This is a genomic window from Balneola sp. (assembly GCA_002694685.1).
GTDB lineage: Bacteria > Bacteroidota > Rhodothermia > Balneolales > Balneolaceae > Gracilimonas.
Genome location: NZMW01000001.1, coordinates 284,995 through 304,635 on the forward strand (window position 1 = coordinate 284,995; position 19,641 = coordinate 304,635).

General features: G+C 38.9%; 17 protein-coding genes and 1 tRNA gene. 7 read left to right on the top strand and 11 right to left on the bottom strand.

The window, feature by feature from the left end; all coding sequences use genetic code 11:
• Nucleotides 1-14: 14 nt before the first annotated feature.
• The 9 genes from CL667_01140 to CL667_01180 all read right to left on the bottom strand — a co-directional run bounded on the left by CL667_01140 (nucleotide 15) and on the right by CL667_01180 (nucleotide 4,483).
• A complete protein-coding gene (locus tag CL667_01140; protein MAL16288.1) occupies nucleotides 15-545 on the bottom strand; it encodes a peptidylprolyl isomerase in 531 nt (176 codons plus the stop codon).
• Between the two features lie 10 nt (nucleotides 546-555).
• On the bottom strand, nucleotides 556-1,155 hold the full coding sequence (locus CL667_01145; protein ID MAL16289.1) for a hypothetical protein: 600 nt from the start codon (nucleotides 1,153-1,155) through the stop codon (nucleotides 556-558).
• Nucleotides 1,156-1,178: 23 nt separating this feature from the next.
• On the bottom strand, nucleotides 1,179-1,499 hold the full coding sequence (locus CL667_01150) for a hypothetical protein (GenBank protein ID MAL16290.1): 321 nt from the start codon (nucleotides 1,497-1,499) through the stop codon (nucleotides 1,179-1,181).
• Nucleotides 1,500-1,733: a cold-shock protein gene (locus tag CL667_01155; protein MAL16291.1), complete on the bottom strand. Its 234-nt coding sequence runs from the start codon at nucleotides 1,731-1,733 to the stop codon at nucleotides 1,500-1,502. It abuts the gene before it with no gap.
• A 109-nt stretch (nucleotides 1,734-1,842) separates the two neighbouring features.
• A complete protein-coding gene (locus CL667_01160; GenBank protein MAL16292.1) occupies nucleotides 1,843-2,427 on the bottom strand; it encodes a hypothetical protein in 585 nt (194 codons plus the stop codon).
• A 160-nt stretch (nucleotides 2,428-2,587) separates the two neighbouring features.
• A tRNA-Leu gene (locus tag CL667_01165) sits at nucleotides 2,588-2,672 on the bottom strand.
• 59 nt (nucleotides 2,673-2,731) lie between these two features.
• Complete coding sequence (gene galE / locus CL667_01170; protein MAL16293.1) at nucleotides 2,732-3,742, bottom strand: UDP-glucose 4-epimerase GalE; 1,011 nt, start codon at nucleotides 3,740-3,742, stop codon at nucleotides 2,732-2,734.
• A 13-nt stretch (nucleotides 3,743-3,755) separates the two neighbouring features.
• Entirely contained in the window at nucleotides 3,756-4,058 is a 303-nt protein-coding gene (locus CL667_01175) for a taurine dioxygenase (protein MAL16294.1), read from the bottom strand.
• Nucleotides 4,059-4,111: 53 nt separating this feature from the next.
• Nucleotides 4,112-4,483 carry an acyl-CoA thioesterase gene (locus CL667_01180; GenBank protein ID MAL16295.1) on the bottom strand — a complete coding sequence of 124 codons (372 nt, stop codon included), beginning with the start codon at nucleotides 4,481-4,483 and terminating at the stop codon, nucleotides 4,112-4,114.
• Between the two features lie 179 nt (nucleotides 4,484-4,662).
• Here CL667_01180 and CL667_01185 point away from each other — a divergent pair, with 179 nt between their 5' ends.
• From CL667_01185 to recD, 5 genes are read left to right on the top strand one after another with little or no spacing between them, the layout of a single operon-like run.
• Nucleotides 4,663-5,421, top strand: a complete 759-nt coding sequence (locus CL667_01185) for a chromosome partitioning protein ParA (GenBank protein ID MAL16296.1) — start codon at nucleotides 4,663-4,665, stop codon at nucleotides 5,419-5,421.
• A gap of 3 nt (nucleotides 5,422-5,424) precedes the next feature.
• On the top strand, nucleotides 5,425-5,697 hold the full coding sequence (locus CL667_01190; GenBank protein ID MAL16297.1) for a hypothetical protein: 273 nt from the start codon (nucleotides 5,425-5,427) through the stop codon (nucleotides 5,695-5,697).
• A gap of 56 nt (nucleotides 5,698-5,753) precedes the next feature.
• On the top strand, nucleotides 5,754-8,825 hold the full coding sequence (locus tag CL667_01195) for a hypothetical protein (GenBank protein MAL16298.1): 3,072 nt from the start codon (nucleotides 5,754-5,756) through the stop codon (nucleotides 8,823-8,825).
• Nucleotides 8,822-12,313 carry an exodeoxyribonuclease V subunit beta gene (gene recB, locus CL667_01200; protein MAL16299.1) on the top strand — a complete coding sequence of 1,164 codons (3,492 nt, stop codon included), beginning with the start codon at nucleotides 8,822-8,824 and terminating at the stop codon, nucleotides 12,311-12,313. Before CL667_01195 ends, recB begins: the two co-directional genes overlap by 4 nt.
• Complete coding sequence (gene recD, locus CL667_01205) at nucleotides 12,310-14,115, top strand: exodeoxyribonuclease V subunit alpha (protein MAL16300.1); 1,806 nt, start codon at nucleotides 12,310-12,312, stop codon at nucleotides 14,113-14,115. Before recB ends, recD begins: the two co-directional genes overlap by 4 nt.
• 274 nt (nucleotides 14,116-14,389) lie before the next feature.
• Here the strand turns inward: recD and CL667_01210 are convergent, their stop codons facing one another.
• Nucleotides 14,390-15,145, bottom strand: a complete 756-nt coding sequence (locus CL667_01210) for a peptidylprolyl isomerase (protein ID MAL16301.1) — start codon at nucleotides 15,143-15,145, stop codon at nucleotides 14,390-14,392.
• A gap of 140 nt (nucleotides 15,146-15,285) precedes the next feature.
• Here CL667_01210 and CL667_01215 point away from each other — a divergent pair, with 140 nt between their 5' ends.
• Together CL667_01215 and CL667_01220 are read left to right on the top strand one after the other, a co-directional pair.
• Nucleotides 15,286-16,833: a hypothetical protein gene (locus CL667_01215; GenBank protein ID MAL16302.1), complete on the top strand. Its 1,548-nt coding sequence runs from the start codon at nucleotides 15,286-15,288 to the stop codon at nucleotides 16,831-16,833.
• A gap of 78 nt (nucleotides 16,834-16,911) precedes the next feature.
• Nucleotides 16,912-18,081, top strand: coding sequence for an alkaline phosphatase (locus tag CL667_01220; GenBank protein ID MAL16303.1), 1,170 nt, complete (start codon nucleotides 16,912-16,914; stop codon nucleotides 18,079-18,081).
• A 13-nt stretch (nucleotides 18,082-18,094) separates the two neighbouring features.
• Here CL667_01220 and CL667_01225 read toward each other — a convergent pair whose 3' ends face one another.
• Nucleotides 18,095-19,579, bottom strand: coding sequence for a hypothetical protein (locus CL667_01225; protein ID MAL16304.1), 1,485 nt, complete (start codon nucleotides 19,577-19,579; stop codon nucleotides 18,095-18,097).
• Nucleotides 19,580-19,641 lie beyond the last annotated feature (62 nt).

The following is a 19,641-nucleotide window of genomic DNA, read 5'->3' on the forward strand; positions in this document are numbered from 1 at the left end:
ACCCATTCAAATCATCAGACAGCCGCAGGTTTAAGATTTGAGAATTGTTCATCAAGCGTTTCATTCCAATATTTAACCTGATCTATTTTGCGAAGTAACTCCTCATATTCGCCTTCTATAGCGATTGACTCTATTTGATCTCCTTGGGATATATCATTTACGATTTGCTGATCTGAATCAGACTCAACTTCTCCAAAAACGGCATGCTTCCCATCTAGCCATGGTGTTTCAACGTGGGTAATAAAAAACTGACTTCCGTTTGTGTCAGGTCCGGCATTAGCCATGGAAAGTTTGCCGGGTTCGTTATGTATAAGTTCTTCATGGAATTCGTCTTCAAAGCGGTATCCCGGACCGCCTCTTCCATCTCCATTCGGGCACCCGCCTTGAACCATGAAATTATCTATAACACGGTGAAATTTTAAATTATCGAAGAACCCTCTAGTTGCAAGGTTTACAAAATTAGCGACCGTTTTTGGAGCACGTTCTGAAAATAGTTGTACGTTAATTTCGCCTTTTGATGTGTGTATAGTTGCTTTCAAGCTCATAACAGTAATATTAAATTGAAAATTTGAGAAATAAGAAGTTTGAATCCAGACCCGGATTCTGCGACCCGGTTTCTGCGTTTGAAATATGATGAAATTTATATCCAAACGAGATCATTCCAAAAGAGCTAAACTTTAAATCCGCACCTAAAGTTATGTCGAAAGTGAAATTAAGCTTTTTGGCGTTATCGGTAGGAAACTCATTCTCCATATAAACAAAGCCACCAGATGTTTTTATAAAAGGAGAAAGTTTTTTAGGATTAGCCTGCGTAAGTGAGAACCCAAAAGGTGAAACACCGAATCCTCTTCTAGTAGCTATCCTATTTCCATCATCTTTTTTAGGATACAAGAAATGGATATAAGGTATGAAGTCTACGGTGTACCAAAGTATTTTACCATTTCCATATTCTTTAATCTCTTTTTGGTAGCCAAGAGATAAAATTTGTGTTTCGGAATTTTCAGTCTTCCCTAAAAACTTAACCGAGTTGAAAGAATAGCCTCCTAAGAAATAGAACATCTCCCTGGGATCCTGCTTCTGGGCAAGCGAGTCATTCAAATTCATAAAAGAAAAAAGAAATAATGCAGAGAAAAATAGTAACGCCTTAAACTTCAAGGAATGGCAGTAATAGATTAAAATTATTTTTTCTTAGTTGATGATGAGCTAAACATGGATTCAATCCAAATAACTAACCATGCACCAGCTAGGTAATACTTAGCAATATAAATAAATATAGCTACTGTTAGTGCATAGACTATATGATAGAAAAGTGGGGGAGCTTCTGACTGATTAGCTTTCCGATTAAGAGAGGGCATGAAAAACACCAGCACTTTACTCAATAGCAGAAGACCGGTGTAAACCCAAAGTATTACTTCAATTATATTGTTAGTGTAGAACGCGAATACACAAATGAAAACAAGAACAACTAAATCTAAATAGGCATCTTTAAGCCAAGCCATTTAATCTACCTGATCTTCAACAGGATTGAGAGATACAACTTCTTTAGCGTGCAAGCCCTTATCACCTTGATCTAATAAAAATTCCACTTCTTCACCTCGTCGTAACTTTTTAAAACCATCTGCCTGAATTTCAGAATAGTGAACAAATGCATCCTCACCAGTTTCTGTACTAATAAAGCCATAACCTTTTGTGTTATGGAACCATTTAACTGTACCCTTTTGCTTCGCTGACATATGTACCCGATTTACTTTAATGTTTAACTCACAAAGAGTTATACCCTCCGTGTTTGCATAAAGAAAATAATTTTTGGGGGTAATACAATCAACAGAAACTTTATATTTGTTATCTGATATCTATTTCCTCGATCCAAAGGGCATATCCTTTTTCATTTTTACTTTTAGACAGCTGTGTTTCTGTGGTATAATTGAAGCCTGTATCGTGCTCTACATCAACTAAAAGGCCTTTTATATTAATGATGTGACCATCACGAAGCTTCTTTAAATTTTCATCAATTTTAGCAGTTGAAGGAATTAAGTGCCATAAATCACTTTCCATATAAATGGTTTGTAATTCAACTGGCGGGCGTGTTAGATCCACTTCAAACTCCCGGTTATCCATTTGGTAGTAAATGTAGTCCAGATTTCTTTCGTCTGATAACACATTCCAGCCTACAATAGCATCCACCGGAGAATACCTTGAGAAACCGTCAAAGAAATAACGTTTTCTTTTTATAACTCTAACTTCAGCTTCAATAACTTTTTTGGGAATTAGTGTTGCTCCCTTAAATGAGAAGGGTTCTTGCCAGGTTAGACTTTTTATCTTGGGTTCTTCTTTCGCAGTTATACCAGGACCGTGATTAATAGGGAAATTACTATAAACAATATATCCTGCTGCTACGCATACGCAGAAAATTAAATACTTGACCATATTGCTCCTTCCTTGATTCTTTTTTGTTTACAAGAGTGTACGCACCCTATACGTGTTACAGATTTATTATAAATCTATAATATTCATCAGGATTGCGAGTGATAAGCTTGTTATCGGACGTAATGGCCAAAAAAAAAGCCCTCAAAAAAATTTGAGGGCTTTGTACCAAAGGAGGGACTCGAACCCTCACTTCCGAAGAAACGCGATTTTGAGTCGCGCGCGTCTACCAATTCCGCCACTTTGGCTTTCGAACAGATTTAAAGATAAGACTACAAAAGGGTAAATAACAAAGTAGATTCGATAATTATTTATAACCGTTTGGGTTCTCAGATTGCCATTTCCAGGCATCCCTGCACATTTCTTCAATTCCACGTTTTGCTGTCCATCCAAGTTCTTTTTCTGCTTTCGAAGGATTAGCGTAGCAAGCAGCGATATCGCCGGGTCTTCTTGGCGCAATTTTGTAAGGCACTTTTTTCCCTGATGCATTTTCAAATGCTTTAACCATATCTAATACACTTGAGCCGGCTCCTGTTCCAAGGTTATATACGACTAGCCCCGGATTGGTATTTAATTTTTGAAGTGCTTTTAGATGCCCAATTGCGAGATCAACAACATGGATATAGTCGCGAACACCGGTGCCATCAGCAGTAGGGTAGTCATCCCCAAAAATCGAAAGCTCCTTTAGTTTTCCAACTGCTACCTGAGATACATAGGGCATTAAGTTGTTTGGAATGTCATTGGGATCTTCACCAATCAAGCCACTCTTATGAGCGCCAACGGGATTGAAATATCTTAAAAGAGCAATATTCCAGGAATCGTCGGCAATGTGAAGGTCTTTTAGAATGTATTCAATAAAAAGCTTTGTACGACCGTAAGGGTTTGTTGCTGAAAGAGGAAAATCTTCAGTTATCGGAACCTCGTGAGGATCTCCGTAAACTGTGGCTGAAGATGAAAAAACAATATTTCGAACACCATGCTTTTTCATGAGTTCACACAAATAAAGCGTACTGGTAATATTATTATCGTAATACTTTAGCGGTTTTGATACAGATTCACCCACAGCCTTAAATCCAGCAAAATGTATAACAGAATCAATGTTGTGTGTTGTGAAAATCTTATCAAGTGCTGCTTTATTGAGTAAATCTTCTTCGTAGAACGTGAGTTCTTTATCCGTGATTTTCTGAACTCTTTTTAATGCTTCATAGCTGCTATTTGAAAGATTGTCAACAACAATCACATCCTGGCCTTCATTTAATAACTCCAGTACGGTATGACTTCCAATATAACCCGCTCCACCAGTGACTAATACGCTCATTAGGTATATGTATCTAAAGTTTTTCTTCTAATTCTTTGACAACATCTGAGCAAATGCTTTGAACCTTATCAGCAGACTTTTCTAACTCTTCCTGAGGTCCTTCATCCCAAATAAGCGTTTTTGCGTGCTCGTATTCATCCAGTATCTGTTCAACTCCAAGCATCTGGGTTACCGGCTTAATTTTATGTCCCGCTTTTCTGAAGTTTGTTTCATCCCGTTGTAGTAAAAACTTCTTATAGTTTTCCGAAAATTCCTGAAATGAACTAATCGCAGCTTCTGCAAATTCCTGAATATACTTTTCCTCACCATACAACATTTCATTCAGGCTCGAAAAATCTACTAATTTGTCTTTCTTACTCAATCTAGTCTTTAATCATTTGCAGGTTCAGTAATATGATGAGGGGTAGGTTTACCGAATTCGTCAAGGTGAACAAAAACAATCTCATCAATACTTATAATAGTGTCTTTATCAAACTTATTCCTAACCACGCACTTAACGGTGATGGAAGTCCTGCCAAACTTAACAGTTTCCATACCAATCTCAATAACTTCACCCAGTTTAGCTGAATTTACGAAATTGATTTCCGACATGTACTTAGTAACGATATTACCTTTCCCAAGTTGACATAAAACATATATCGCTGCTTCCTCATCAACCCAGCTTAAAACGGAACCTCCAAAAAGGGTGCCGTGGGCATTTAGGTCTTCTGGCTTAATTAGTTTTCGGCTAAAAAATCTCATTATATCTATCTTCATTATTGGTACATTTAAGATAAGAGATAAAAATAAATGAAATAGTTTCTTTTTGCTCTTTATGACAATTAAAAAGTTCTATTGGACAATCCGCCGAACTAATATTATTGTAACAAAAGGGCAAATTATTACTCTCTAAGTAAAAAGAATTATCACGGCTTAGATATATTATGAAGACAATTGCATTAACTAATCAAAAGGGTGGGGTTGGTAAAACAACAACAACCATTAATCTTGGGGCAGGACTTGCCAAATTAGGTAAAAAAGTTCTATTGATTGACCTGGATCCTCAGGCAAATTTAACTTACTCGCTAAGAACGCATTCTCATAGGCTTGAAAAGACAGTTTACCACGCACTAAGAGGTACTGCCAGCGTGGAAGAAATGATTATTGAACACAATGGTTTTGACTTTATTCCTTCATCTCTGGAACTATCAGGTGCTGAGCTCGAACTGGCTAGCGAACCTGCTCGGGAGGGATTACTTAAGAACTTAATTTTGCAGCTGGATGATTACGATTATGACTATGTGTTGATTGATTGCCCGCCCAACCTTGGTCTGTTAACATTGAATGCATTTACTGCTGTTGAAGATATCTTCATTGTGCTGCAGTCTGAATACCTTGCCCTGCACGGTTTGTCAAAGCTTCTTGATTTAGTAAAAGTTGTACAACAACGACTGAACAATAAGCTCGAAGTTGGTGGGATAATTTGTACCCTTTACGATAGCCGGAAAAACCTCAACAAAGAGGTTGTAGGACATATTAAAGATTACTTTGGACCAAAAGTATTTAAAACGATTATTCGTGATAACGTTGCGCTTGCTGAGGCTCCTAGTCACCATAAAACTATTTTTGAGTATGACGGAAATAGTGCGGGTGCACAAGATTACTTCGCATTAGCTAAAGAAATAAAAAACGGCCATTAAACAATGAGTAAGAAAAAGAGCCTTGGGCATAATCCGCTAGCATATAGCACGCGGAGACATGCGTCTTTTGATTTTATTACTCCTTCTGATGAGAAGCAGGACAAGGAGGAGCATGATCAAAATTTCACCAAGGTTTCTAAAACAACAGCTAGTTACTACCTCGAAGAGCCTGTAGTAGATGGAATTAAGGATATCGCTGACAATCGGGAAACTTCATATTCATCCATTGTTAATGCTATTCTTAAAAGTGCGATTAAAAAGCTTAATAATCGATAAAAGGGGCTTTTAAAACTCTATGCTTTTCTTATTATGTGCCTCAGAATAAAGGCACTATGTTCAATATTTATCAATCACATTCATTACGGCTTCTATCTAATCACTTGTCAGAAATCTTTGCACCTGATAGTGCAAATCCGCTGACTCAGCAATGGGTGATAGTTCAGAATAATGAGATTAAAGAATGGCTTTCCCTACAGTTAGCCAAGGATCAGGGTATTGCCGGGAATCTGAAGTTTATATTTCCATCGGAGTTCATATGGCTTCTCTATCGGCTTAAACATGATGAGGTGCCTAAAGTACTTCCCAGTGACCTTCAGGCTATGCAGTGGGCTATTTTTAAGCAGCTGACAACTAACGCTGCATTATTGAAGCAACTGCCTTCTTTTGGAAATACTGAAGGCGACAGCAAACGGCTATTTCAGCTAAGTAATCAGTTGGCTGATAATTTTGATCAATATCAGGTTTATAGACCCGATATGATGGAGAATTGGGTTCATGGGAAACTTGCTACCAAGCATAAAGATGAAAAGTGGCAGCTATCTATCTGGCGAAGTTTGAATCAAGCTTGGAACCAATCGGAAAAAACAAGAGATATCCCCAGAAGATCACAAGCTTATGCCGAGCTACTGAATTGGTTGCAAGACCCTGATAACGAAATTTGGGATCATATCCCCAAGCAATTGTATGTTTTTGGGCTTTCACAAACTTCAAAGCCCTTTCTGGAAGTGATTTCTAATCTTTCCTCCCAAATCGAGCTTCAATACTTCACTAAATCTGTTCAGGATGTTCAACCACATTCAGAAATTGAAAACCTTGTTTTAAACTGGAGCAAGCCGGCATCTGAACAATTGAATTTATTAAAAAGCATTTTGAATAATGCTCAATTGCCTTTTTCGCAGGAAGAACTATTGGCAAGTGAAAGAAATGTATTACCTGAGATAGCAATTCATTCCTGTCATAATAATCGCAGGGAAGTGGAGGTATTGAAGAATGAAATCCTAAGCTTTCTTGATGAACATCATGATGCCAAGGCTAGCGATATACTCGCTATGGTGCCAGATGCAGAAGAGTATGCTGGTATTTTGGAAACCGTATTTAACGAGGAAGAACCAGTTTTGCCGGTTTCTCAACTTTCTGGAAAGAACTACCAATCAGCAGAATACACGATTTCGGAACTTCTTGAGCTCTTAAGTTCATCATTCAAAGCCACCGCAGTTTTACAGTTACTCAACCTCGAGCCTGTTAAATCGAAATTTAAACTTACCGATGACCATCTAGACTTATTGGAAGATTGGATACTCGTCAATAGAGTTCATCGCTCGTTAGGCGAAGAATTCAACGAGCAGTATAGCTGGCGAAAAGGGTTAAACCAACTGATTTCAGGGTTTATGATGCAATCAGGTTCCCTGGGAGTATATAACGGGTTGGTTCCTTTTGGTGAATTATCGTCCTCTGATGATGCTGAACTAACAGCTAATTTTTCACAATTCATTCACGCGTTAAAGGACGCTAAGAATAGATCAGAATCGAGTAAAACTCCCTCAGAATGGATTGAATTTACAGAGTCATTAGTAGATACTTTTGTAGGTCAATCAGATGGTAAAGAAGCTGCTAGCGCTTCACTAAGGAAGTTACTTGATAAGCTTCGTCGGCAAATGGAGTTCACAGAGGAGAACCCAAAAGTTAATTTTGACCTTATTAAAGATTGGCTTACTTCACAGCTAAAGTCTCATGATTCAAGTTCCGGACGTTTTGGTCAGGGAGTAACGGTAAGTTCCTACATCCCATATCGTTCAGTCCCGTTTAAATTTATCGCGATGTTGGGCATTAATGAGGGTGTTTTTCCAAGAAAGGCAGTTCGGCCTGAATTCGATCTCATCTATGCCCAGCCGAAACCAGGTGACCGAATCTTGAAAGAAGACGATTCCTATTTATTTCTGGAAACCCTGCAGGCTGCTGAGACTCATCTACACCTAAGCTATAAGGGGCAAGATCAGCGGTCTGATTCGGAGCGATTACCTTCCATTTTGATTCAGCAATTACTCGATACAAAGGGAGAGGAAGGGAAGGGAATTATTCGCCATAGTTTACATCCATTCAATAAAAAATATTTTGATGGAAAGGGGTTGAAGTCTTACTCGGATTCTAACCTCAATCTCGCCCAAAAAATGCAGTTGGAGAGTCAGGATCATCCTATCCTTTTTACAGATGGAGCATGGAGCTCAGATTCACATAACACAACTGATATAGTTCATATATCAGATATAATAAATTATTTCAGTCATCCTTCTAAGTATCTATTGCAGAATGAATTAAACATTAAGAATTATAACTCATTTAATGAAGTTATTGATCGAGAGCAGTTTAAATTGCAGGGCTTAGATCGGTATAAACTGGACGACTATTTATTCGATGCACTGGCAAATGATCACCCCATAAACCAAGTATTTAACTTTGCATCAGCTGCTGCTTTAATTCCCCAAAAACTTCAAGGGAAGAAGTCATTTCAAGTCGAAAAAGAGAATATTCAAGAGTTAGTAAACAGCCTGGAGAATCTGACAAACGAAGAGGAGCGTAAGGAAGATATTCGTATAAATTTTGAAGGAGCAGAGATTCTTGGAATCATCAACGGAATTTATGACGACGTATTGGTTACCTATCGTGTTGGCAAACGAAGGGAGAAGCATGAGGTTGGCCACTGGTTAAAACATCTTTTACTGTTGAGTAATGGAACTCCGATTACCAAAAGTATATTCCTCTCGAAAGATGATGATAGTGTTGATATCCTTGAAATACCTTCAGAGAATATTTATAAAAATCCTCTTAATGACTATTTAAAGTGGTTTTTCTCAAATGAGCCAATATTAAACAAAGCAGCTTTTTTTCCTGCCTCATCCCAATCCTTTGCAAAAACCTTTTCAGATGGCAGCGATCTGGAAAAGGCAAAATCCAAAGCCGAATCTCAATGGCAGGTGACAAAATTTAATCAATACGGAGAGTCCGGAGATTATTTCAATGCTTTACTCTGGCGGGGTTATAATCCTATAGAGATCGAAGCTTTCCAGCAAAAGGGTCTTCGCTTTTGGGTTCCATTTTTAGAGGCAATAGGCGGAGATGGAGCATGAGTAGACCTTTAGACGTATTTGATGCTCCTCTGTCGGGAATAAGCCTTGTAGAGGCAAGTGCGGGCACGGGTAAGACCTTCAATATTACTTCATTATATGTGAGGGCGGTTTTGGAGAAGGGATTAGATCCATCCCAAATCCTTGTAATGACCTACACGGAAGCGGCTACCGCAGAGCTGAAGCTTCGTTTGAGAAACAGATTAAAGGAATCATTAAATGCGGTTGAGTCAGGGGAGCCCGGAAAAGATCCCTTTCTAAAAAAGCTCCTGCAAAAAGATTATCCGGAAGCATCATCAAGGCTGCGTAACGCTGTTGACTTGTTCGATGAGGCTGCCGTATTCACGATTCATGGGTTTTGTAGTCGTATTCTCACAGAATTTAGCTTACAGTTCGGTGTTTCTCCAGATTTTGAGCTGTTGACGGATGAATCGGAGCTCCTTCAGGATTGTGTAGATGATTACTGGCGAAATTTCACTGTAGAAGCTGAGGATGATCCACAGGCTTACATTATTCTGGATTATTTAACGGATGAAGGCTTTGGACCCGATGAACTAAAAGCGATAGTTAGTGAAATTGTTAATCGGCCTAATACATCTCTGGTTCCCGAGAAACCAACAAAGGAAGAGCTATTTTCACTTTTGGATGATTGGAGGTCAAAGTTTGAAGAAGCAAAGGCTACCTGGGTACAAGAGAAAGAAGCATTTGAAGATGTTTACTTTAATGGTGATTTAGATGGGAATGCATTCAGAAAATCAAAACGACAGCCCGATTGGGAGATACTGCAAAGCTGGCTAAAGCAAGCAAAGCCGTCTATCTCTATTTCTGATCGATTATCACGTTTCGGAAGCTATATGGAAGACCGGGGCAGTAAGAAATCCTACCAAGTTCCGCACTTTGATTTTTTTGGAATTGTCGATGAATTTATTGCTATAACAGAGCAATTAAAGATGCTGAAACCCATCTTCATCAAGGAGGCAGCGAAAGAAATAAAGAGACAGTTTGAAGCTGAAAAGGAATCAGGTAACCTGCTTTCTTACAATGATTTGTTAGAAGTAGTTGAATCAGGCATAAGAAGTAATAGTGATAATAAATTAGGTGCTAAACTTTCAGAAAATTACCCACTGGCTTTAGTGGATGAGTTTCAGGATACAGATCCTACACAGTATAGCATCTTCCGCCAAATGTATGAAGGAAGGGAGAATGCGGCTTTGTTTATGATCGGTGATCCTAAGCAGGCTATTTATGGTTTTAGAGGAGCGGATATATTCACGTATCTGGATGCCAAAAAGGATGCCGATGATTCACAGTCTTATACTTTGAGCAATAATTTCCGGTCCAATAAGCGGATGATTGAGGGTGTTAATGAGTTCTATACGATTTCTGATAACCCATTTCTATTTGATGGGCTCACCTTTAATTCCGCTCATTTCCCTGATGAAAAATCTGATGACCAATATATATTAGATAATAAGGGCAACTTGGTAAACCCCATGCAGATCGTTGCTTTCGACAATGAAGAGTCCGGTTCAAAAGATGCTTTTAAAGATCAGCTGTATGATGCGGTGTGTGGTGAAGTTTTAGAGCTATTGTCTGGAGAGTATTCAATTAATGATCGGAGTGTTGCAGAGAAGGACATTGCGATTTTAGTGCGCAAAGGATTTGAAGGAGAAGAGATTCAAGCCAGACTTCGCGATAAAGGGCTTAAAAGTGTATTGAAGTCCCGGAGTAGTGTTTTTGAGTCAAAAGAAGCCGATGAGCTATTTTTGATATTAAAGGCCATTCAAAAGATAAGTTATGAACCTGGAGTAAGAGCTGCTTTAGCAACGGAATTGCTTGGTTTTAACGCTCAGAAACTATACGAATTATTGGATGATGAGCCTGAATGGTCCGCGATTATTCAGAAATTTGTTGAGCTCAAACAAGTATGGGAGAAGAGAGGGATTGAATCTTCGATAGAACAATTGCTTTCTGTTTTTGATGTGCAGGAATCATTAGCCTTACAAAAAGATGCAGAACGTAGAATCACCAACTTGATGCATTTATCGGAGCTCTTGGCTAAGGCAGAGCGAGAGTTTCGTATTGAGGGAAAGGCGCTACTAAAGTGGTTCTATCAAAAGATGAATAAGTCTGGTACAGAATCCGATGATGAACAGCTGCGACTGGAAAGTGACGAGAACCTGATACAAATTTCAACTATACATGCGGCAAAAGGGTTGCAGTACCCAATTGTTTTGTGTCCATTTTTATGGGATTCTGGAGCTGCTAAGAAAAAGAACGATCTCCTCAAATTTCACAAAGAAGGCGAAAACTTCATTGACATCAGTGCGGGAATTACTCACCCAAAAAGAGAAGAATTTTCTGATTTAGCCGAAGATCAGGAAAAGGCAGAGGAGGTTAGGCTGACATATGTTGCTCTAACCCGTTCGGTTTCTGCTTGTTATATTTTCCTGCCAGACTATAAAAAAATGGATGACTCAGCGTTGGCGAGTATCATAGCTGGTTTTAGGAATGATCAAAAAGCAGATTATGGATTCATCAAGAGTCGGCTTAATGAATGTGAGTACATTGAAGTGAGGAAGCCTTCAGAAACTCCAAAGAATTCAACCCCAAAAGAAAAAAGTCCAAAAGCAGAAACTTTAAAAGCGGGAGAATTTAAACGAAAAGACGCGCTTTTATACCCAAGAATGCTTAGCTATTCTTCATTAGCAGAAGGCAAAGAACATGGAGAAGTTGGCCGTGACTATGACGAGCTATTTACCTCCCAAAAAGAAGAAACTGTTGAGTTCAATAAATATGGGTTTCCCAAAGGAGCCGGGGCCGGAACTTGCTTGCATAACATATTCGAAGATATTCGGTTTGATAATCCCAAGAAGCTGGAACAAGTAATCGGTGATAATCTGGATTATTACGGGTTTGAATCTATTTGGCAAGAACCCGTTAAAAAGTGGGTCAAAAATGCATTAAGCCATAATCTTGGTGATCCTAAGTTATCCCTTTCTGCCTTGAAAGAATCCGAAGTTCTGAAAGAAATGGAGTTCTTTTTTCCGGTTGAGGGTATTGATGCTCAGGAGCTGTGGAAGTTCATTAGAACAAATGAACCCGATTCATCAATTTCTCAATCTCTTAGCGGGTTTATGAAGGGCTTCATTGATTTGACCTTCTGTTATAGAGGCAAGTATTATATACTGGATTACAAATCGAATCACCTGGGGCATGAGGCTTCTGACTATGATTCTCCTAAACTTGCTCAGGCGGTTACTGATGCTGGATATGACCTTCAGTACCATATTTACACACTAGCTCTCCACCGCTTTCTTAGAAACAGAATTAAGGGTTATGAATATGATCAACACTTTGGTGGGGTCTTGTATTTATTTTTAAGAGGAGTAGAAGTGACCCAGCCGGGAAGTGGAGTCTTTTTCGACCGTCCAGATAAGAAGCTTATTGATAAGATGGACCGATATTTCAGTACAGGGAGGGTAGAATGAGCGTACTGACCAGACTTGAAGATTTGCGTGAAAAAGAAGTGATTTCGGCTGTAGAAGTCGAATTTGTTCGTTTTCTATTGGAAATACACCCGTCGGTTCAGGATGATGTGCTTTGGGCTGCGGCTGCTTGTATTTACGCTCAAAAGAATGGTCACGTCTGCCTTGATTTTGCTAATTGGGATGATGAATGGCTATTCAATGACAAGAAATCGAACCTAAAACTCACCGATTCCATTAAGAAACAATGGATTACATCTTTGGCAGAGTGTCCTATTGTAAGCGATGGAAAAGAATTACAACCTCTGATTCTAGAATCAAGTCGATTATATCTGCATCGATTTTGGAGTTTTGAAGGAGAATTATGTGACTGGCTGAATCATAAATCTTCCAAAACGAACCAAATTTCTGAGATAGAGAAAAAGGTCATGCAATCTCTACTCAATCCTACAGAAGATCTTTTTGAAACCAATTGGCAGCATATAGCAGTTCAGCTTAGCTTTTTGAAGGATATTGTGGTCGTTTCCGGAGGACCAGGAACAGGCAAAACATTCACGGTTCTAAATATTATCGCAGCACACCTGTTATCCAAACCTGAAGGAGATTTCAGAATTGCTTTAGCTGCTCCGACCGGAAAAGCTGCACGAAGGCTGGCAGAATCTCTCGAAGCTGGCAAAAATAACTTACCTGATAAAATGCAGGGTGAAGTACAGATTCCGGATTCAGCCCAAACAGTTCACAAATTACTAGGGTCAGATTTTAGGGGAGCCTCATTTTCATTCAACGAAGAAAACCCACTCCCATACGACCTTGTGATCATTGACGAAGCTTCTATGCTGGATATGAACATGTGGGTTCGCCTGATTCGCGCGATTGGTTCAAATACTAAGCTGATTGTGTTGGGAGATAAAGATCAGTTGGCCTCTGTTGAAGCAGGTTCTATTCTGGGGGATATTTGCGGGGGTGATAACTCTTTCTCAGACAGGATAGCTAAATCAATTAGCCAAATTCAGGGAACAAATATACCTATTGTTAAGGATCAGCCTTCAATAAATGATTGTATTGTCTTTTTAACAAAAAGCTACCGCTTCGGAGAAAACAGTGGAATCCAAAAATTTGCTGCTGCTGTAAATGAGTCCAATCCCGATTTAGCTATAAAGATACTTCAGGATTCCAACCTTACCGACCTGAACTGGCTGGAGCCGACAAGTGAAAATATGGAAACTATAGTCCGAGACTATGCGGTAAACCACCACGCTGAGTTCCAAAAGAAGCCTCAGGATCAACGCCTGAGTGCATCAAACAAAAAGAAAATATTATGTGCTCTTAGAAAAGGCCCTTTTGGAGTTGAACAAGTAAACGGGAAAGTAGAGAGTATCATTAAAAGGAAGCATAATATATTAGCCGGAAGAATCTGGTATGAAGGCAGAATTGTGATGGCTACCCGAAACGATGCTTTACTACGAATTAGAAATGGGGATATTGGAATTTATACGGATAAAGAAAACGGAGTTATAGAATTTGAAGGAGAGGAAGGGCAAAGTCTTTCAGCGAATCGTCTTAAAGATTACGAACCAGCATTTGCTATTACGATACACAAAAGTCAGGGCTCGGAGTTTGACGAAGTAGCAGTAATTCTTTCAAATCGAGTAAATTCAGTGCTTTCGAAAGAGATTCTTTATACTGCTGTAACAAGAGCCCGTAAAAACACTCTTATCATTGTAAATGAAGATGTTTTACGTAAAACAATACTTAGATCTGTATCAAGAAGAAGTGGTCTGAAGGAAAAAATTTGGGGTCCTTAGAGGGGGTTAAACTTCCTCGGAACAAATTATTACCAAAAAGCTACAATTTAATATTAAGCCCCAAAATAAATTGTACCCCAAAAAGCCAACGTATCAGGGGGGAGCGGTTGATAGCCGTTTCCCCTTATTTATTTTCATAAATATCGGTATAGTTTTAGTTAAAAACCCTTAGATATTCTTAATCAGCATTAAGTAAATCTTATAAAGGGTAATAAAAAAAGCCTGACATTATTTTAAATGCCAGGCTTAATCAACAAAACAGATCTTCAGAATATTAGTTTGAAGAGCCAGGGGATTTAACTTCGAGTAATTCCACTTCAAAGATTAACGTAGCGTTAGGTCCAATTTTACTGCCCTGTGGAGCTCTGCTTCCATAAGCAAGTTCTGAGGGAATATAGAACTCATAAGTCGCGCCTTCGTTCATTAGCTGAACACCTTCTGTCCAACCGGGAATAACACGGTTAAGAGGAAATTCAGCACCACTATAAGGTTCTCTTTGTGGGTTATAAAGTCCGTTTGCCTGGGCTACATCTTTTCTGCTTGTATCAAAAATGGTTCCGTCAAGCAATTCGCCAACATAATGAACGCGAACGGTGCTTTGTGCTGAAGGAGAAGTTCCGTCACCTTCTTCAATTACTTTATACTGAAGGCCGGATTCTGTTTCCATAACTCCTTCCTTGGTTTTATTCTCTTCAAGAAAAGCTTGCCCTTCATCTAGGTTATCCTGGCTAATTTTCTCAGTGATTTCCTGCAGGTAGCTGTTGGTTACTGCTTGAATTTCTTGTTGAGTGAGTAACCCATCTTCCGAAGAAAGTCCTGCACCAATTCCGGCATTATAATTATTCATATTTAATTCAGTGATCCCTTCACGGCTAAGAAAAGTACCATTTTGGTACCCGAGTGCGTAACTCACACTGTCAAGTTTTGTTGAAAGGTCCGCTTTGGGTGTGCCCATTTGGGGCTGATTACAAGCTGTAGTCAGCATTAATATGCTCAATAGGGCACTTAGAAATAGTTTATTAAGTGTCATAAGTAACTTTTTGATGTTTAGAAATTTAATCTTGGTTCGGTATCATTATAAAATAGGGCAAATCATAGCAAAGTGGAATAAATAATCGCTTATCTGTGTATATTGTTACATAATGAAAAGTTTCACTACAGACGAATCCATTGACATTTAACGATTTTGATTTCAAAGACGAGCTACAATCTGGCTTAAGAGATATTGGCTACACAGAACCTACTCCGATTCAAGAACAAACAATTCCGATCATACTTGATAAGAAGGATATTATTGGGGCTGCCCAAACAGGAACAGGTAAGACAGGCGCATTTGTAATTCCAATACTTCAACAGATTTTAGAGAATCCCTCAGAGCATACACAGGCTTTGATTCTCTCACCAACCCGAGAACTTGCCCAGCAGATAGATGAGCAGATTTTTGCCTTAGGCTATCACACGGGTATTTCATCTGCCAATGTTATTGGTGGGGCTGATTTTTCACAGCAAGCCAAAGCCATTCGTTCTGGTGTGGACATTATTGTGGCTACTCCCGGCCGACTTATTGATCAGACTAAGGTGCTGGATATTGATTTCAGCAATATAAAATTCCTGGTTCTTGATGAAGCAGATCGGATGCTGGATATGGGATTTTTGCCGGATGTAACAAAGATCATTAAAAAACTCCCAAAAGAGCGGCAAACCCTTTTGTTTTCTGCGACCATGCCAGATCAAATTAAAAAGCTGGCTAATGATTTCATGAACAATCCGGAGAAAATTGAGATTGCAATTGAGAAGCCATCAGGGAGCATATCTCAACGAGCTTATTTTGTTGAGCAGAAAGAGAAACTTGGATTGATTCAAAATGTTCTGGACGACCTTGACTGGGAATCTTGCATTATTTTCTGTGCTACAAAGAGGGGAGTTGATGAACTTGAAAAACTTCTTCAAAAGAAAGGCATTAAAGCTGGAAGTATTCATGGAGACAGAGATCAGGATGAACGGAATAAGGCACTTCATGAATTCAAAAGTGGAAAATACCCGGTTATTGTGGCAACAGATGTATTAGCCCGAGGGATTGATATTGATAACATTTCACTAATTGTGAACTTTGACGTACCAAGACAAGTGGAAGATTATGTGCACAGAATAGGGCGTACAGGCCGTTACGATAAAACAGGTATCGCCATTACTTTTGTGAATAAGAAAGATAAGAGAGCCTTTTCAGCAATTCAGGATAAGGTAGGAGATCAACTCGAGATTCTTACTGATCCCGGAGATAAAAGCAATTCGAAAACTAAATCGAAGCCGGTACGCAAGAAAGCTCCTCAGAAAAAGGAAGAGGACTCGAATAAGCAAGCAAGCAAGAAACCATCCCCAAAGAAAGCTGAATCTAAAAAACCGGAAAAGAAAGAAGCAGAAGTATTAACGGATAAAGATATTGCCAAAGCCAACAAAATTGTCGAGAACCTCGAGAGTGTTGATGTTATCCTGAAAGGATCTCAAAAGAAAAGCACTCAGAAAAAAGATGATAAATCATCCTCCTCAAAATCTTCTAAAAAGACTTCTCCTAAGAAGTCGGAACGGAATAGTAATAATAACGGGCGGCAAGAGCCTGCTATCCCAGCAGAAAGGATTACGAAAGCAACAAAGCGAAATCAAAACTCTCTAAAGCCTGCAAAAGGTTTTTGGGGATTGATTAAAGCGTTGTTTTCATAAATATCACTTTCTTAATTTTACGTTATAATAACCTTCGCTTAAATCTGAATTTTTATCTTAAGAATAAAAAATTGTGCTATGAAAAGATTATTCCTGTTAGTTTTTATACTATCAATTTCTACAGCTTGTCAAGATTCATCAGATAATAATCCTACAGAGAATATTTCTGTAGCAGAGTCTGAAGCTACTCCGGAGTTACTGCCTCTTGTTGAAGGTAAAACTATAAAGAATATTATCTTTTTGATCGGAGACGGTACAGGAATCGCACAGTTAACATCTGGTCAGTATGCAACGGTTGGCTCGGACGGTCTTCTTCATGTGCAAACCATGCCGGTAACAGGGATTGTTAAAACACACTCTTCAGATAATTTAATCACAGACTCAGCTTCTGGGGCTACAGCATATTCCTGCGGCCTGAAGACTTACAATGGTGCCATAGGGGTTAATCCTGATAAAACGCCTTGTAAGACCATCCTTGAGCTTGCTGAGGAAAAAGGTTTAAGCACCGGTCTTGTCTCAACTTCATCTATAACCCACGCAACGCCCGCCAGCTTTGCTGCTCATGTTGAAAGCAGAAGTATGGAAGATGAGATAGCTGCTCAGTTTTTAAATTCAGGTGTTGAAGTATTGTTAGGAGGAGGAGTAGAGTATTTTTCTTCTGAAGATCGATCGGATTCAAGAGATTTGATTTCTGAGTTCAGTGATAAAGGATATCAGGTTCTGCTAAATGCTGATGATCTCAATAATTCAACTTCAGATAAATTGCTTGGTTTGTTTGCTTCTGATGGTTTAGAGAGGGCAGAAGGTGAACCTTCAACAGCTGCTATGACTTCTAAAGCACTTGAGATATTAAACAAAAATGAGAAGGGCTTTTTCCTCATGGTTGAAGGAAGTCAGATTGACTGGGGTGGGCATGGCAACAGTGCTGATTATGTAATTAATGAAGTTCAGGATTTTGATGCGGCGGTTAAAGCAGCGTTAGATTTTGCACAGGAAGATGGCGAGACCCTTGTTGTAGTTACTGCTGATCACGAAACAGGAGGGATGACTCTACAGCGTCAAACTGCGGACGGAGATTCCTTGGAAATTTATTGGACCACAGGCTATCATACCGGTACACCTGTTCCTTTAATGGCATATGGCCCAAATGCTACCGAATTTATGGGCTGGAGAGATAATACTTATGTTGGAAAGAAGTTAGCGGAACTGTTACAGGTTGGTAATCTGCCTATTTTACTCGAAAACTAAAGATGTTATACCTTTAGTTAACATTTGCACTACCGATTCCTGAAATCTCGTTACTCCGTTTAAACTGGATTTCAAAATAAGCACCTGGTTTATCTTCCAGGTTTTTATAAGTGTAGGTAGCGTCAATTTGCTCGCTCAGTAGCCTGATTAGGTGTAAGCCAAGAGAGCTGCTTTCTCCTTCAACAAAGTCAGGTTCAAAGCCAATACCATTATCTTCAATCTTTATACTTATCAGTTCATTTTCTTCGGTTAGCTCAAAATCGATTTTACCAAGTTCATGCCCATCGAAAGCATGCTTGTAGATATTGGTCAAAACTTCATTCACAATTAATGAAGCCGGAATAGCCTGATTAATATTAAGCTTCAATGGGTTACAATGAATGTTTGTTTCAATTGGAGTTGAGGTTTGAAGGGTATCGGATATATTCTCAACCAATTTTTGAAGCGTTTCAGAAAACTCAAGTTGTGAAAAGCTCTGCGATTGATACAGTAGCTCATGAACGGTGGCCATTGTTTTTATGCGCACCACGCTATCATATAGTTTTGCTTTTAGCTCATCATCATCCGATTCAAAAGCCTGCAGCTGCATCATTCCGGATACTACTGCCAAATTATTTTTAACTCTGTGGTGAATTTCAGAAAGAAGAGTATTTTTTTCAGTTAAGGACTCTTGAATCTTGTTTTCAGAAACCTTTTCTGAGGTGATGTCTTTTTGCGTTGCCCATACACGGGTTAGGTAACCATTTTCTACTACCCCAGTGATGCTATTCAGAAAGTATTTTGGATTCCCGTCTTTGTCTACCTCAACGCTTAGTTCATCTTTAATATCATATCCTGATTCGATGATATTCGTCAAATACTCAATATTTTCTTCTTCACCAATTGCCCCCCATAAAGCATTTAGATCTTTGCCAATTAATGAGTCAATGTCATTGTAACCGTACATATTTGCCATCACCAAATTGCAGGTCGATATGTAACCATTTTCAAAAATCAGTTCTCTTTGTTCATCAACAGGTAAGGAGCTATCGATAGGTTCTCTAAACTCGAACAGGTAGATGCCTTCGCTGCTATTTTGAACAAATCCTCTGTATTTTTCCTCACTTTCCTTTAATGACTGTTCCGATTTTTTTTGCTCTGTTATTTCAACAGAAGTACCTACAAGCCTAGTTATTTTGTTATCCTCATCTTCGATAGGGGTGATGGTAGTCAAGAAATACCTTTCACCTTCATCCGGTAAATCAACTTGTTCTTCGTAGGAAATTCTCTCACGCTTATCTACACATTGTTGGTACATGGAGGAAGTGTAATTGGCAAGTCTTTCCGGAAGAATTTCATGAATAAACTTCCCAACAATATCAGATCGCTTTTTATTGATAGAAGTCAGCTGAGCTTCGTTTACATGATTGATTTTAAACTTACTATTATCATGCACTTCTATTATAAAAATGCTGTTAGGTATTTTATCAAGTATTTGGCTTGTTTCTAAAGTCTTCATGAATAAAGTGCTAAAGCCTTTTAGCAAAAACTAACGGCTTAAAATTATGCGAATATTCGCGA